Here is a 13,134-nt window from a genome sequence, read left to right as displayed (position 1 = left end):
TGAACGATTTAAAGATTATTAAAATGAAAAATTGGATGATGGTAGTGGCCATGGCGTTTGGAATATCTCCAATAATGGCACAAAGTATCGATACGATACCTGATAGCACCGTAATTAACCAGACAGTAATCCAAATGCGGGATGATTCTACGATGCAAGTACCGCAGGGAGAGATCCTGTCTGACACGATACCGACTACAGATGGCTTTTACCAAGTGAACAACTTGGAAGATGCTGTCCCTTTTGCCTATCCGGAGGTAAACCTGAAGAACATCAGGTTTTACAAAAGGGTATGGCGGGATATTGACCTGAAGGATGAACGTAACTTTATCTATGCCGTTCCTGGGAATTCCTTGATGGAAGTGATCATGAAAGGTATAGAAACAGGTAAACTGACGCCGTACAACCCTGAGGATGATTCCTTCAAAGGGAAGCTTTCGGCAAGTGAGGGTATGGCAAGGTTTGCCGATTCGGTATTGGTGCCAATCTTTGATGATGAAGGTAACCAGATTGATTCAAGGATGACCTTGAATGAATTTAATCCGGAACGTGTAACCAAATTCAGGATCAAGGAGGACATCTTCTTTGATAAACAGCGTGGTCGCCTAGAAACTAGGATCATTGGTGTTGCTCCATTGATGGACATTACCACTTCTTCGGAATTGGCGACTTCGGTAGGTTCTACACCAGCTTTCTGGTTGTATTTCCCTCAGTTGCGCTATAGTCTAGTCAAAGTTGATATTTCTGACCCCGACCGTGGCCTTTATGATATGACCATGGACGACCTGTTTGTACAGCGTAAGTTTGCCAGCAAGATTGTCCGTGAATCTTCTCCAGGCATGTTGCAACAGGCAACCTTTGCGGGAACGGACAGTTTGCAAACCGATAACTCCCAAGTGCTGGAAGACAAGCTCGACTCTTATAAAAAGAAATTGTGGACTACGCCTAAAGGTGTGAAAGCCGAAAACCTGGAAGGTCATGAACAAGACCTGAAGATTGAGGAAGAGCAGAAGAGACAAAAGGAATTGATGGAGCAGCAGCACCAACAAAGACAAAACCAACAGCAGCAACAAAGTGAGCAGCAGTTGGAGGAATTGTTGAAACAGAGTGAGCAGAACAATCAAGAAACCGAAAGTGGTACCGAGGAAGGCAGCACGGAGGAAGGCTCCTCCACGGAAGAAGGAAGTTATAACGAAGAAAGTCAATTTTAGAATCCAATAAACATCCCACTTATACAGGGTTAGCAAAATTTACATTATGAGTAGAAAGAAAGACAATTCAAGATGGCTACATGTTGCCATTTCTTGGGGAGCAAGTATCGTAATTATCGGTGTATTATTTAAAATCCTTCATCTAGGAGGGTCATGGGCAAATTACATGATCGGATTAGGTCTGACGGTGGAAGCAATTCTATTCTTTTTGATGGGTTTCAATCCTCCACCTCAAGAACCAGATTGGTCAAGAGTGTATCCTGAATTGGATGAAAAGTTTCAAGGTGAATTGCCGGTGCGATCTGCACAGGTGGTGAATGCTCCGCAAGGACCTTCTGCAACTGCAGCCTTGGATAAAATGTTCGCAGATGCAAATATTGAACCTGCTACCATTGAGAACCTTGGAAGAGGTTTGCGCGATTTTGGTGAAAAGGTGTCTGCCATCAACAGGATCAGCGATGTTTCCCTGGCTACGGATGAGTTTACCCAGAAGTTGAGATCTGCGACCAGCAAATTTGACAACTTAGGTGTAGCTTTCGAGAAAGCTTCTGCTAACCTGGTAGCCATGGCTAATACCAACACGGATACAACCGGCTATCATGAGCAAGTACAGAACCTGACTTCCAACTTGCGCCAGCTGAATACGATGTATGAAAAAGAACTTCGTGATTCGGCTTCTCACTTGCAGTCGATGAACCATTTCTACGAGAATTTAAGTTTTACAATGAAAAACTTCAATGAATCTTTGGATGATTCCAAAGCTTTCAAAGACGAGGTAAACAAATTAGCGAAAAACCTCAACGCACTGAATGCCGTGTATGGCAATATGTTGAGCGCTATGAACCAGCCTCGAGTGTAATTCATCCAAGTAAAATTTTAAAAAAGAAATATGGCATTAGGAAGAGAGACGCCAAGGCAACGGATGATAAACATTCTTTATCTCGTGTTACTTGCCTTGCTCGCATTAAATGTACCCGATTCAATATTGGATGCCTTTAAGAATATCAATAACAGTTTGGAGACTTCAAAATCCAACGTAAATAACTCTGTCCAGCAATTGTTCGCAGCATTTGAAAGCACCAAGTTAAAGGATGAACCCGGTAGGGCAAAACCTATTTACGATAAGGCTAAGAATGCACAGGCAATTATCAACGACTTAAACCAGTACATCAACGGTATCAAAGAGGAGTTCGTAAAACAAGGTGGCGGCTATGATGAAAAAACCGGTGACCTGAAGATGCGCGAGAATGAAGATATCGCCCCTAGTTTGATGATCAACCAGAAAAAAGGGGAAGAACTGAAAGAGAAGATCAACAGTACCCGTTCTAAGTTATTGGCGCTATTGACTCCGGAAGAACAGAAATCTGTTTCTTTCTCTCTGGAAGCCAGTGACCCTGAAAAAGCAGTGAACGGAAAGCGCAAATGGGAAGAGATCAACTTTGGAAGTGGTACACCCTTGACGGCAGCCATGACCATTTTGACGAAGATCCAAACGGATGCACAAAATGCGGAGTCTGATGTGGTGAAATTGATCTTAGGGAAAATGGATCAGGCGGTAGTGAACTTGGATAAGTTTGCTGCGGTAGCTGTAGCTCCTACTTCTTACTTGGTTCAAGGCCAACCTTATTCAGCTGAAGTCTTCTTGACGGCTTCGGATTCCAAGTCGCAACCGGCAATTTCGGTAAATGGAAATAATCTGGAGGTAGTGGATGGAAAAGGTGTTTACCGTGTTCCTACGAATCAGGAAGGGATCTTTACTTGGTCAGGTGTGATCAAGGTGAAGCAGACTGATGGTTCGATCAAGGAATACCGGACCCCTCAACAGACTTATCAGGTATCAAGACCATCTGCTGTGGTATCGCCAGATAAAATGAACGTACTATATATTGGAGTAACTAACCCTATTTCGGTTTCAGCTCCAGGTACTCCGACCAATAAGATCAAGGTCAGCATGGCTGGAGGTAGCATCAGTGGTTCGGGTGGAAAATACAATGTAAAGGTGAGTTCTCCGGGGACAGCAAGGATTTCTGTTTCTGCTGAGGTTGCTCCTGGAAAAACCCAGACCTTGAGTACAACGGATTTCCGTGTGAAAAGAATTCCAGATCCAATTGCGCAGTTTGCAGGTAAAACGGGCGGTGCAATGGCAACTGTGGCCATCAAAGCTCAGAATGCTATCTTCGCTAAACTGGATAACTTCGATTTTGATGCTTCTTTTAGAGTAACAAAATTCTCATTGATCATTGCTAAACCACGTGCAGATGCCATTGTCCTTTCTACTTCAGGAGGGAAATTGAGTTCTGCCATGAAATCAGCTTTGAATGGTATCACCCCAGGTTCCCGCGTTATTTTTGATAATATAATTGCCGTAGGACCAGATGGTACCCCAAGACAATTGAATGCAGTAGCTTTAACAGCTAACTAACATAAACAAAGATGCCCGAGATTATCGGGCATCTTTGTTTTATACGCTGTTTAGTTGCTATTGATAGATCTAAATTCATTCGGGCTATTTCCAACGGCATTCTTGAAAAACCGGGAAAAGTGCTGAGGATACTTAAAGCCTAGATCGTAGGCGATCTCATTGATGCTCTTATTTCGATCAAACAATAGATCTTTTGCTTCCTTGATCAACTTCTGATGTATATATTCTTGTGGAGATTTACCTGTTTCTTTTTTGATCAGGTCCCCGAAGTAATTTGCGGATAGATGTAATTGATCAGCGCAAAAGGATACGGAAGGCATTCCCAAGAGTTTTGGTTTATCAGAGTGAAAGTACTCATCCAAGAGCTCTTCAAAGCGATGCAAGATTCCCTTGTTGACATGTTCCCTTGTGATAAATTGGCGGTCATAGAAGCGCTCGCAGTAATTTAAGAACAATTCGATATTGGACACGATGAGCTGTTTGCTATGCTTGTCCATATTCTGCTCCAGTTCATATTCTATTTTAGAAAAACAGTCCAAGATGATATTTCTTTCCTTTTCAGATAGGTGCAATGCTTCATTCACGGCATAGGAGAAGAAATGTAATTCCTTCATGCGTTTAGCTAGACTTGTACCAGCCAACAGGTCGGGATGAAAGGCAAGGGCATATCCCTGAGGTTTATAGGCTTCAGTTCCATTCTCGCCGATGACTTGGCCCGGTGAAATAAAAATCAAGGTACCTTCCTCATAATCGTAGTTTTCAAGACCATAACGCAGATCGCCACATTTGATCTTTTTCAGGAAAACTAAATAAAAGTCATACCTCATTTTTCGTAAGGTCCTAACATCAGCTTTATCCAGGTCAATTACACTGACCAACGGATGTAAGGTTTTGTTATTATTGAAAGCGTTGTATTCGCTGATATGGTCAAAGATTAGAATGTCCTGCATAGCTACCATGTTTTTCTATTCGAAAATAACAATCCTAGGATGATTTAGTTCAAGGTAGCTATTCAATCAGTAAAAATGGTATTAAAAACCGTAGTAGATATAATGTGTATAGGCGAGGAGGATAAATTATGTTATTTTTAATTGACTGTTATACATCATACTGATATAGTACAAGCGATATACATGGAAAGAGTTAGATTTTGGAATAAGGTTCTGGTCCTTTGCTTTTCGTTGGTTTGGTTAATCAACGGATTATTCTGTAAGGTATTGAACCTGGTACCGAGGCATCAACAGATCGTCGCTGAGATCTTGGGAGAGACCTATGCAAGACCTCTGACTATTGCTATCGGAATTTCTGAAGTGTTCATGGCTATCTGGATAATTTCAAGGAAATATAGCCGGCTGAGTGCTATTGCCCAGATCCTTTTGATTGTAAGCATGAATATCATGGAGTTTGTTCTTGCAGCCCATTTGTTGCTCTGGGGCAGGTTCAACATTGTCTTTGCATGCTGTTTGGCAGCATTGATTTACTACCAGGAATTTGTTCTGCAAGCAGGTTTAGAAAGGAGTAACCGAATTGCTTAACTTCCAAAATCATCCCTTTGCGGTTGAAGCTTATTTTGAGAGCTCAACGATCCTGACCTTTGCCGTTGCTAAAGAAGAATTGGAAAAATATGTTCCTAAGCCATTGACACTGGATCTATATGAAGATAAATGGGGCTTTTTGACGATAGCAATGGTCAAGACCAAGGATCTCAGACCAAAGGGATTTCCCAAGTTTCTAGGGAATGATTTCTTTCTGATAGGCTATAGAATCTTTGTAAGATATCAGACCAGTACCGGTAAAAACCTGCGCGGTCTCTATATCCTTAAATCTGAAACCAATAAATTGAAAATGGAGCTCTTAGGCAATCTCTTTACCCGTTATGCTTATACCACCACTGATATTTCACAAAAAATAGAAGGTCATCAAGTTGAAATACAATCCGATAAATCAAAATTTACCCTGCTGTATTCAAGAAAAACTGATGGCGAGATGAAACTCCCCGTCAACTCTGTATTTCCCTCATGGAAAGAAGCTCGACGTTTTGTAGGGCCATTACCCTTTACATTTGAGATCGATCAAACAAAGAACCAAGTTTTGATAATTGAAGGCGTGAGGGAGAACTGGACTGCTCAACCCATTGAATTAATCACTGCCGATTTTGATTTCATTGATCGTTTTAACTTTCAGCATATTCAACTCTCTAATGCCTTTGAGATCCGTGATGTTCCATATTATTGGAAGAAAGGAGTATTTGATCCATGCTAACAAGGACAAATTTTCAAGGAGTTTGGAATATCGTACGCTTTAACTGGCATCAATACTTCATATTATTTGTTGTCGCTCTGCTGTTGCTTATATGGGGGGCAATGAGCAGTGGAATGCTACAGCTTATTATCTATGTTCTTGTTCTCCTTTCATTCGCACAGGTTTTGGTCACTTTAATGGTTTCCTACTATGTATACGATCTTTCCGGCCTATATGAATTAAAACAGGTTGGTGATCTAAATTGCTTGAAGGTCCTAAACATCAGTGCTGGATTTGATGAGACCAGTGACATCCTGAAGCAGCAATTCCCCGGCATTATCTTGCAGAAGGCGGATTTCTATGACCCATTACAACATACCGAGATCTCCATAAAGAGGGCGAGGAAGGCTTATCCATCCAGTCAAGATACACTGATAGTCAAGACAGAAGAACTTCCTTTTGCAGAGGCTTCCTTTGATAAGGTTATCTGCATCTTTTCCGCACATGAGATCAGGAATGTGAATGAGCGGATAGCCTTTCTGAAAGAGTTAGCAAGGGTTTGTGATGCTAGGGGTGAAATTATTATTATGGAGCATTTAAGGGATGTTCCAAACTTTTTGGCCTATAACATCGGATTTATGCACTTTTATCCGAAAAGCAATTGGGAGACCTGCTTTGCCACTGCTGGATTAAAGGTGACGGAAGAACTGAAAACAACTAAATTTGTCTCCATATTTAAACTTAAACCGAATGGAACTCCAAATTGAGATTATTGGTTACTTATTGATACTCTTATCCTGCATCCATGTCATATTCCCGAAGTACTTTGGCTGGAAGGAAGACCTGGCCCCTCTGCAGCAGATCAATAGATCGATGATGAAAGTGCACACCTTTTTTATTGCGCTTACAGTGTTCTTGATGGGGCTGCTTTGTGTTACATCTGCAGAAGATCTGTTACAAACTGAATTAGGAAGGAAGATTTGCTTAGGTTTAGGGCTTTTCTGGCTGATAAGGCTGTTTTTTCAATTTTTTATATACCCATCATCCTTATGGAAAGGAAGAAGATTGGAGACTGTAATCCATATTGTTGCTATTGTATTCTGGGTTTTCCTCAGTTACAGCTTTTTATGGGGATATTTTAGCAAAGGGAATTAAGAAAACAACGCTTTTATTAATTCACAGATAATTAACAACTACCTGACGTGTAATTATTTACCTAAACAACTGTTGTTCAAACAATTTTATTTTTTTCTTGCATTATTAATATTTTATTTTTGTAAACTTGTAGCTACAAAATGAAAAACATCTTTTGTTCTACTATCAGTTGACAAGATTAGGATACTTAATTAATACTGGGCATTATGGGAAGCAACAAGAAAATGAGTGAGGTTATCAGAGATTTGAACCTACAACGCAAGCTTACTTTCGCTATTATTTGTGGCGGAGCAATGGCTATGACCTTATTAATAACTACTGTTGGGCTTTTTGTTAAACAAGAAAAAACTTTAATACTTTCTGTTTTGGTGGCTGCTTCGATTTTAGTCATCCTTCCAGCGGTATTAAAGCTTATCAAACTCAATTCAATCTTAAAGTCTGGAATGGAACTTTCTAGGTCCTAATTCTAAAGATATTATTCCTGATTATTTCGGAAAAAACTAATTGGTCCAAAGCTAAGCCTTGGACCTCATTTATTTTACTCCCTTGGCATTGTGCTAAAGTATAAGGGAGTTTTACCCTCCATTATTTTCCCGTTTTTATCTGAAGGAAATAACGTCAGGTTATTATTCATGTCATCCATTTGGAAGACAAAATAATTATCTCCTTTATTTAACCCTTTAACAGGGGCAGTACCCGCATTGATTGGAATCAATAAGGTGTTATTGTCAAAATAGCTGACCTCAATTTCCGTTTCCTCGTTCAACAGGACAAAATCTTGATCTTCTGCAAAAAACAGGTTTAAACCTTTATCCATATAGGAAGGGTTAGAACCGTAAGTTGATGGGTTAGCAGTTTGGATCAAGCCTTTTCCTTTGACGGCATCAGATTTCTTCATGACCAAAGGTTGGCCAAGAAATTCTTTACTAAACTGTAAAGGAGGCGTGTCGGATTCTAACCACTCGTCATAAATGCTGACCTCAAAGGAGAATGGTTTATTCCCTTTAAAAACCAAATAAGGCTCCTCCACATGGAAATCTCCAGTTAGGCCCTTTATTTTTTCATCGATGAAAGTGGAAAATTGTGACTCATTATAATCGATGTTAATGATGCTAAGATCTTCGGGTTTATCATAGCTAAATGAAACCGTCAATGCTACGGAGTTTCCATTTTCTTGAAGGCTGATCTCTTTATTTTTAAAGATGCTGAGTTCATTTGCCCAATTCAACTCCTTGTTCTTAAGTTTTTGGAACTCCTCCGTTTTCTGAACAGATTGCTCTTCGACGGTCGATATCAAGTTCTTTTGAACGATGACCACCTGCTTTTTAATAGGGTCCACACTTATCACGGCCTTCTCTGCAACCAAGCTGGGTTGCTCACGCATAAAAAAAGTCCCAATAATGATAAAGAATATTTTTACCTCATTCATTGTATTAATCTTTGTCTTCTAAGCTGTTTAATAAGATTTCGAACATTTCATTAGCCTCCTTAAGGACCTCTTGGTTGATCTCCGTTGTACGACTAGTACGGCTCAATTTCCCTAATTTTTCAGAGATTTCTATGTATGCCATGACCGTCTTATCGCCCCATAAATAATCATAAATAAAAGCCACCCCTTTCGCGTCTGGCTCTAGGTGTGCCGCCAGATCCTTGATCCAAGAGATCATTGGCAAGATCTCCGTATAGTTTTCCGAAAACTGTAGGCCTAACAGATACCAATACCCATCTTTATAGGCTTGTCTAGCAACTATATATTTATCTTCCAAGATATCCTCAAGAAAGTCTCCATTCGTAGGAACGATATATGCCGGGACATTTTTGAGGTCCATCTTGGAATGCATCACTCTAGAGTCCCACCATTCCAGCCAGTTACTGTTTATGGTACTTGCAATGGGTCTTGCCTTTAGGAAAGCATCAAGGTCTTCTTTCGAAATCCTTACTTTGATATATAATGAACATTGTTCAGACATAATTTAGGGTTTAAATGATACCATATTTGAATAACACATAGCCAGTGCCAATTGTTAGCATCGGCAGGGCAAAAAGCATGAGGATAATACTGCCCAGATGCAATCCCCAATAAGATACAATCCTTGCAGACTGCGGTTCTGAAGCTTCATAGACCACAGGAACCTTTTCACCTACCTTATATTGAGGCGGATTGGACCTGAAGTTAGGGCTAAAGGGATAGGTCTTTTCTCCCGCTTTTATTTCCATCACAGGTTGGTACATCATCGAAGTACCCTTTTCGTCCGTGGAGCGCACTAATTTGTTCTCTATCACGACAGCACTCCCGTAAACACCTTTTGCCAACATTTTCTTTGTCTTTAAATATAGGGAAATCGAAAACCCTAATAGGATCAGACCCAGAAATAATAATGACCAATGTATAATTGCAGACATATCAAATTACTTTGTTGTTTTCAATAAAAGGGAATTTATCCATAAAATATTCTCCTATAAAAGGAAGAGGCTTCTCAACATTATTAATAGCATGAAGAATGCCAACAATCATCAAAATAAAAATTAGCAGACTAAATAAGTTGAAAATAAAGGCAATAGATGGAGCTAAAGCCATTAATATGGACAGAATGATCACGAACAAAAAGGAGGAGATGATTAACCCCAGACCTTGGCGCAAATGGTAGGCGCTGAATTGATCCCTATTATTTTTCCCCGCAAAATAGGCCAGCAACCAAAGGATTCCCAGATAACTTAATACTGCTTGTGCTTTTGAACTCATATTCCTTCCTGAATTTAATAATGTGTGTGAAGCCTTTCTCTCTGTAACCTAATTACGGAACTCTAAAGCTCTCTTTTCTTCAATTTAAATTTCTTAAACATTTTTGGAAACTTCAGTACTCGGTTGAGCACAATCTGTATACAGGCTCCAACTCTGTATATACAAAGTATATACAGAAAACGCAACAATCTGGCTTACAGCGCCATAATTCCTTGGCTAGGTTTTTGATTCTTTCCTGAAGAAACCATTCTATCAAAAAAAAATAATAGATTGCCAATTCCAATTTTTGTTCAATTATCCATATGAGAAATATCCTGATCCTTTTTCTTTTGCTTAATACGGTTACGGTATGGGGACAAAGCCTACTCGATGGCACTGAGGATGTGGTGAAGCAAGTGGAGCTCCTAAACCTGAAAAATCAGGACGATAAATCTTTAGAAATCCTTAACCAAGCCCTTAAGAATCCCGCCAATGGACCCGATGATCTTATCTATCTGAATACCTTCAAGAGCGGAATCCTATTGGAAAGGGACAGCTTGAAACTGGGAAGTCAAGCCGTAGATATCGTCATCGAGCAACAGGACAAAACCAATAGCCCCATCAGCAAAGCGATGGCTTTAAGAGCGAAAGCATTCTTAAATAGCTACCTGAACCTGACTGATGAAGTCATCAAGGATTCCAAGGAAGCCCTCAAGCTTTTGGAAAATGAAAAGAACGTAGATAATCTCAATTATTATTTCAACTACTTGATCTATGCGACTTACACAGGTTGGGATGAAAACGACAAAATGCAGCATTATATCCAAGAATGTGATAAATACGCCAAAAAGACCAACAATAAGAACTACATCGCCAATGTCCATCTCGGTTTTGCCAGCGTGTACTTAAATAGATATAGGAAGACCAATGAACAAAAGGATATCGACAGCAATTTCTACCACTTGGAAAAGGCCTATCAACTCTTTGAGCAATTTCCTGCCGAGGTGAGCAGCAATACCTTTGTTGTGGCATCCATTAATTTGGCCAACTATTATCTGGAGTTTGATAATGGCCCGATTGCCAAGAGAAAGGAACAAGCCTATAAGTATTTGGATGAAGCCGAAATAGAACTTAAAAACGATCGCGCGAGGTTCAGCAGATGGATCAACATTTACGGCATCAAAAGTGATTTTGCTATCAAAGAAGGAAATATTGCCTTGGCAGAACAATATCTGATCCAGGGAGTCAGCCGATTGGACTCCCGAAGGGATAATTCCCTGTTCCGATTAGAATACCTGCTCTATAAGCATCTTGCAGACCTTTCTGAGAAAAAGGGTGATATCACCTCTGCGCTGAATTACCAGAAAAAGTCGGAAAGCGTCCTGAAACAGAACTTCGATCAGGAGCAGATTACCAATACCCAAAAGCTGGAAATCCAGTATGAAACCGAGAAAAAAGATCAACAACTAAAGCTTTTGGGAGAAACGGCTGATTTGCGCCAGAGACAGAACTACCTCTATGGTGGATTGGCTATACTGGCCACCCTTGGCTTGGCCTTTATGTTTAGGTCCTATCACTTCAAACTTCGTTATTCCATCGAACGCGAAAAGAAATTGGCGATGGAAAAAGAAGATGCTGAGTTGAATGCCGAAATGCAGGTAAAGTTGGAGAGGGAAGAGCAAGCTAGGTTAAAGGCCGAGCAGGATCTTTTGGAGCTGAAACATCAACAGCTGCAAAAAGAAGCCCTTGCCAATTCACTGATCATTGAGCACAAAAATGATATGCTCAAGCAGATCCAATCCAAATTGCAGGATGGTGATTCGCGCGATATTCAACGTTTGTTGCGTGAAGAAACCCTCTTGAATGCAGATTTCGATGATATTAAATGGCAGATCCAGCAATTGCACCCGACTTTCTTCTCTCAATTGATTGAAAAAGCGAACCAAAAACTGACTCCATTAGATCTGCGGTACTGTGCATACATCTATTTACAGATGTCAACCAAGCAGATTGCCCAAGTGCTGCACATTGAAGCCCAATCAGTCCGGATGTTCAAATATAGATTGAAACAGAAGTTTGGTCTTTCCAAAGACAGTGACCTTGAATCCTTCCTGCAAGAAGTTGGGTCTTAAAAATCCTCGCCTATGAAAATCACCCTAACTATCAAATGGAGCTATAAAGCGATCCTGATTTCGGTTCTTAGCTGTTCATTTTTTAGCTCCTGCAAAGCTCAGGTCAATGAAAATTACATTTCGATCGACAAAGTTCCCGAATTGACTGAAAAGGAAAACTATAGTTTCGATATTCCATTTCAGCCATCGAAGATAAAAAACGCTGCAAATGGAACGGAAGCCGATATCCTATTTCAAAATAATGATCTCTCCTTTAGCTTTTTCAATGACGTATTGTTTCTCAGCCCCCAAAAAGGTCTGATTGTAGGTGGTACCAATCTCAGCATACGTGCTACAACCGATGCAGGGAAAAACTGGAAGGCCTTAGACTTTTCCAGGTTTGCAAATGCTTTCCATAGTATAGCCAAGACCAAAGAGCACATCTTTGTTTTAGGAGAAAGTAAATATGTATTCAGGACCGACCAGAATCTTGAAAAATGGGAGGTATTCAATTCCCAATCCTTATACTCCTCGGAGGCAAGCATTGCTTGGTATAAGCTCCGTTTCTTAAATGATAGTTTTGGAATAGTTGTAGGTCAAAGGAAAGACAACGGAAGACCTATCATGATGTCGACCAAAGATGCAGGGAACACCTGGGAAGCGATAAATTTGGAAGGGTCGGTTCTCAAGGATTATGCCTTGGTTGAACTATCTATCTTGGACCAAAAGACATGGATTATTTTGGATGATTCCATTGGGATAACCTATATCACTACTGATGCTGGTATAACTTGGCAGGATATCACTTCCAATATGCAATACAATACGGATGCGACGCTGCGATCCTTATGGTCGGTCAATCCCAATGAATTGTTTGCAGCAGGTTCCAGATCCTTTTGGAGATCGACCGACTTGGCCAAAAACTGGACAAGACTGGATTTTCCAAAACCTTTCAACCCAATCGAGATCTATAACGAAGGCGATTATTTAACCCTTACCGATATCACCGGATTAGGTCAAGATATCTATGTGACCAGCATGGCTTCGGATAATGACGATGGACGTACAGCCTTTGCCTATAAATTGGATCGAGGAGATATGACTTTGAAACCATTATTGCGTTCTGATAGCTCCACCTTTATCGGGGAATCACATGCCATTTATGCTTTAGATAAAGAGCATATTTACCTCTTGGACCGGGATAAACTATATCGGGTTCAGGATAGGTAAGCACATAAAAAAAGGAGGCCATTCAGCCTCCTTTCCCATGAA

General features: G+C 40.4%; 15 protein-coding genes. 10 read left to right on the top strand and 5 right to left on the bottom strand.

Going from position 1 to position 13,134, the window contains the following annotated elements:
- Positions 1-23 precede the first annotated feature (23 nt).
- From porN to porM, 3 genes are read left to right on the top strand one after another with little or no spacing between them, the layout of a single operon-like run.
- The gene (gene porN / locus ACWICE_RS03345; protein WP_185212855.1) at positions 24-1,211 is read left to right on the top strand and encodes a type IX secretion system ring subunit PorN/GldN; all 1,188 of its coding nucleotides are present in this window, start codon (positions 24-26) and stop codon (positions 1,209-1,211) included.
- Positions 1,212-1,257: 46 nt separating this feature from the next.
- Complete coding sequence (porL, locus tag ACWICE_RS03340; protein WP_185212856.1) at positions 1,258-2,070, top strand: type IX secretion system motor protein PorL/GldL; 813 nt, start codon at positions 1,258-1,260, stop codon at positions 2,068-2,070.
- 30 nt (positions 2,071-2,100) lie between these two features.
- The gene (gene porM, locus ACWICE_RS03335) at positions 2,101-3,633 is read left to right on the top strand and encodes a type IX secretion system motor protein PorM/GldM (RefSeq protein ID WP_454297635.1); all 1,533 of its coding nucleotides are present in this window, start codon (positions 2,101-2,103) and stop codon (positions 3,631-3,633) included.
- A 50-nt stretch (positions 3,634-3,683) separates the two neighbouring features.
- Here porM and ACWICE_RS03330 read toward each other — a convergent pair whose 3' ends face one another.
- Positions 3,684-4,583 (bottom strand): helix-turn-helix domain-containing protein, encoded by a 900-nt coding sequence (locus ACWICE_RS03330; protein ID WP_454291473.1) that lies wholly within the window; start codon positions 4,581-4,583, stop codon positions 3,684-3,686.
- Positions 4,584-4,766: 183 nt separating this feature from the next.
- Here ACWICE_RS03330 and ACWICE_RS03325 point away from each other — a divergent pair, with 183 nt between their 5' ends.
- The 5 genes from ACWICE_RS03325 (at position 4,767) to ACWICE_RS03305 (ending at position 7,493) form a co-directional block, all read left to right on the top strand.
- Entirely contained in the window at positions 4,767-5,168 is a 402-nt protein-coding gene (locus ACWICE_RS03325; protein ID WP_454297634.1) for a DoxX-like family protein, read from the top strand.
- Positions 5,161-5,895: a DUF2071 domain-containing protein gene (locus ACWICE_RS03320; protein WP_185212860.1), complete on the top strand. Its 735-nt coding sequence runs from the start codon at positions 5,161-5,163 to the stop codon at positions 5,893-5,895. Before ACWICE_RS03325 ends, ACWICE_RS03320 begins: the two co-directional genes overlap by 8 nt.
- Positions 5,889-6,641 (top strand): class I SAM-dependent methyltransferase, encoded by a 753-nt coding sequence (locus ACWICE_RS03315; protein ID WP_454297633.1) that lies wholly within the window; start codon positions 5,889-5,891, stop codon positions 6,639-6,641. Before ACWICE_RS03320 ends, ACWICE_RS03315 begins: the two co-directional genes overlap by 7 nt.
- Positions 6,625-7,029: a hypothetical protein gene (locus ACWICE_RS03310; RefSeq protein WP_185212862.1), complete on the top strand. Its 405-nt coding sequence runs from the start codon at positions 6,625-6,627 to the stop codon at positions 7,027-7,029. The genes ACWICE_RS03315 and ACWICE_RS03310 overlap by 17 nt, the downstream gene beginning before the upstream one ends.
- A 206-nt stretch (positions 7,030-7,235) precedes the next feature.
- Positions 7,236-7,493 (top strand): hypothetical protein, encoded by a 258-nt coding sequence (locus ACWICE_RS03305; RefSeq protein WP_185212863.1) that lies wholly within the window; start codon positions 7,236-7,238, stop codon positions 7,491-7,493.
- 74 nt (positions 7,494-7,567) lie between these two features.
- Here ACWICE_RS03305 and ACWICE_RS03300 read toward each other — a convergent pair whose 3' ends face one another.
- The 4 genes from ACWICE_RS03300 to ACWICE_RS03285 are packed head-to-tail and all read right to left on the bottom strand — an operon-like array spanning position 7,568 to position 9,772.
- Positions 7,568-8,458, bottom strand: a complete 891-nt coding sequence (locus ACWICE_RS03300) for a hypothetical protein (protein ID WP_454297632.1) — start codon at positions 8,456-8,458, stop codon at positions 7,568-7,570.
- 4 nt (positions 8,459-8,462) lie between these two features.
- The gene (locus tag ACWICE_RS03295; protein ID WP_185215755.1) at positions 8,463-8,999 is read right to left on the bottom strand and encodes a hypothetical protein; all 537 of its coding nucleotides are present in this window, start codon (positions 8,997-8,999) and stop codon (positions 8,463-8,465) included.
- A gap of 10 nt (positions 9,000-9,009) precedes the next feature.
- Positions 9,010-9,432: a DUF3592 domain-containing protein gene (locus tag ACWICE_RS03290; protein WP_454297631.1), complete on the bottom strand. Its 423-nt coding sequence runs from the start codon at positions 9,430-9,432 to the stop codon at positions 9,010-9,012.
- 1 nt (position 9,433) lies between these two features.
- The gene (locus ACWICE_RS03285) at positions 9,434-9,772 is read right to left on the bottom strand and encodes a DUF4870 domain-containing protein (protein ID WP_454297630.1); all 339 of its coding nucleotides are present in this window, start codon (positions 9,770-9,772) and stop codon (positions 9,434-9,436) included.
- A 302-nt stretch (positions 9,773-10,074) separates the two neighbouring features.
- Between ACWICE_RS03285 and ACWICE_RS03280 the strand changes: the two genes are divergently transcribed.
- Both ACWICE_RS03280 and ACWICE_RS03275 read left to right on the top strand, forming a co-directional pair.
- A complete protein-coding gene (locus ACWICE_RS03280) occupies positions 10,075-11,883 on the top strand; it encodes a helix-turn-helix transcriptional regulator (protein WP_185212868.1) in 1,809 nt (602 codons plus the stop codon).
- Between the two features lie 12 nt (positions 11,884-11,895).
- Positions 11,896-13,092 (top strand): WD40/YVTN/BNR-like repeat-containing protein, encoded by a 1,197-nt coding sequence (locus tag ACWICE_RS03275; RefSeq protein WP_454297629.1) that lies wholly within the window; start codon positions 11,896-11,898, stop codon positions 13,090-13,092.
- The last annotated feature ends 42 nt before the right edge of the window (positions 13,093-13,134 follow it).

The organism is Sphingobacterium sp. NPDC055346 (assembly GCF_053645235.1).
Note: the sequence above shows the minus strand (reverse complement) of the source record. Positions and strands in the feature narration are given on the sequence as shown.

Bases quoted from the DNA above. Each gene is read 5' to 3' on its own strand.
- ACWICE_RS03305 (WP_185212863.1), top strand. From the start codon at position 7,236: ATGGGAAGCAACAAGAAAATGAGTGAGGTTATCAGAGATTTGAACCTA.
- ACWICE_RS03325 (WP_454297634.1), top strand. From the start codon at position 4,767: ATGGAAAGAGTTAGATTTTGGAATAAGGTTCTGGTCCTTTGCTTTTCG.
- ACWICE_RS03330 (WP_454291473.1), bottom strand. From the start codon at position 4,583: ATGCAGGACATTCTAATCTTTGACCATATCAGCGAATACAACGCTTTC.
- porN (WP_185212855.1), top strand. From the start codon at position 24: ATGAAAAATTGGATGATGGTAGTGGCCATGGCGTTTGGAATATCTCCA.
- porL (WP_185212856.1), top strand. From the start codon at position 1,258: ATGAGTAGAAAGAAAGACAATTCAAGATGGCTACATGTTGCCATTTCT.
- porM (WP_454297635.1), top strand. From the start codon at position 2,101: ATGGCATTAGGAAGAGAGACGCCAAGGCAACGGATGATAAACATTCTT.
- ACWICE_RS03285 (WP_454297630.1), bottom strand. From the start codon at position 9,772: ATGAGTTCAAAAGCACAAGCAGTATTAAGTTATCTGGGAATCCTTTGG.
- ACWICE_RS03280 (WP_185212868.1), top strand. From the start codon at position 10,075: ATGAGAAATATCCTGATCCTTTTTCTTTTGCTTAATACGGTTACGGTA.
- ACWICE_RS03290 (WP_454297631.1), bottom strand. From the start codon at position 9,432: ATGTCTGCAATTATACATTGGTCATTATTATTTCTGGGTCTGATCCTA.
- ACWICE_RS03275 (WP_454297629.1), top strand. From the start codon at position 11,896: ATGAAAATCACCCTAACTATCAAATGGAGCTATAAAGCGATCCTGATT.
- ACWICE_RS03315 (WP_454297633.1), top strand. From the start codon at position 5,889: ATGCTAACAAGGACAAATTTTCAAGGAGTTTGGAATATCGTACGCTTT.
- ACWICE_RS03310 (WP_185212862.1), top strand. From the start codon at position 6,625: ATGGAACTCCAAATTGAGATTATTGGTTACTTATTGATACTCTTATCC.
- ACWICE_RS03300 (WP_454297632.1), bottom strand. From the start codon at position 8,458: ATGAATGAGGTAAAAATATTCTTTATCATTATTGGGACTTTTTTTATG.
- ACWICE_RS03295 (WP_185215755.1), bottom strand. From the start codon at position 8,999: ATGTCTGAACAATGTTCATTATATATCAAAGTAAGGATTTCGAAAGAA.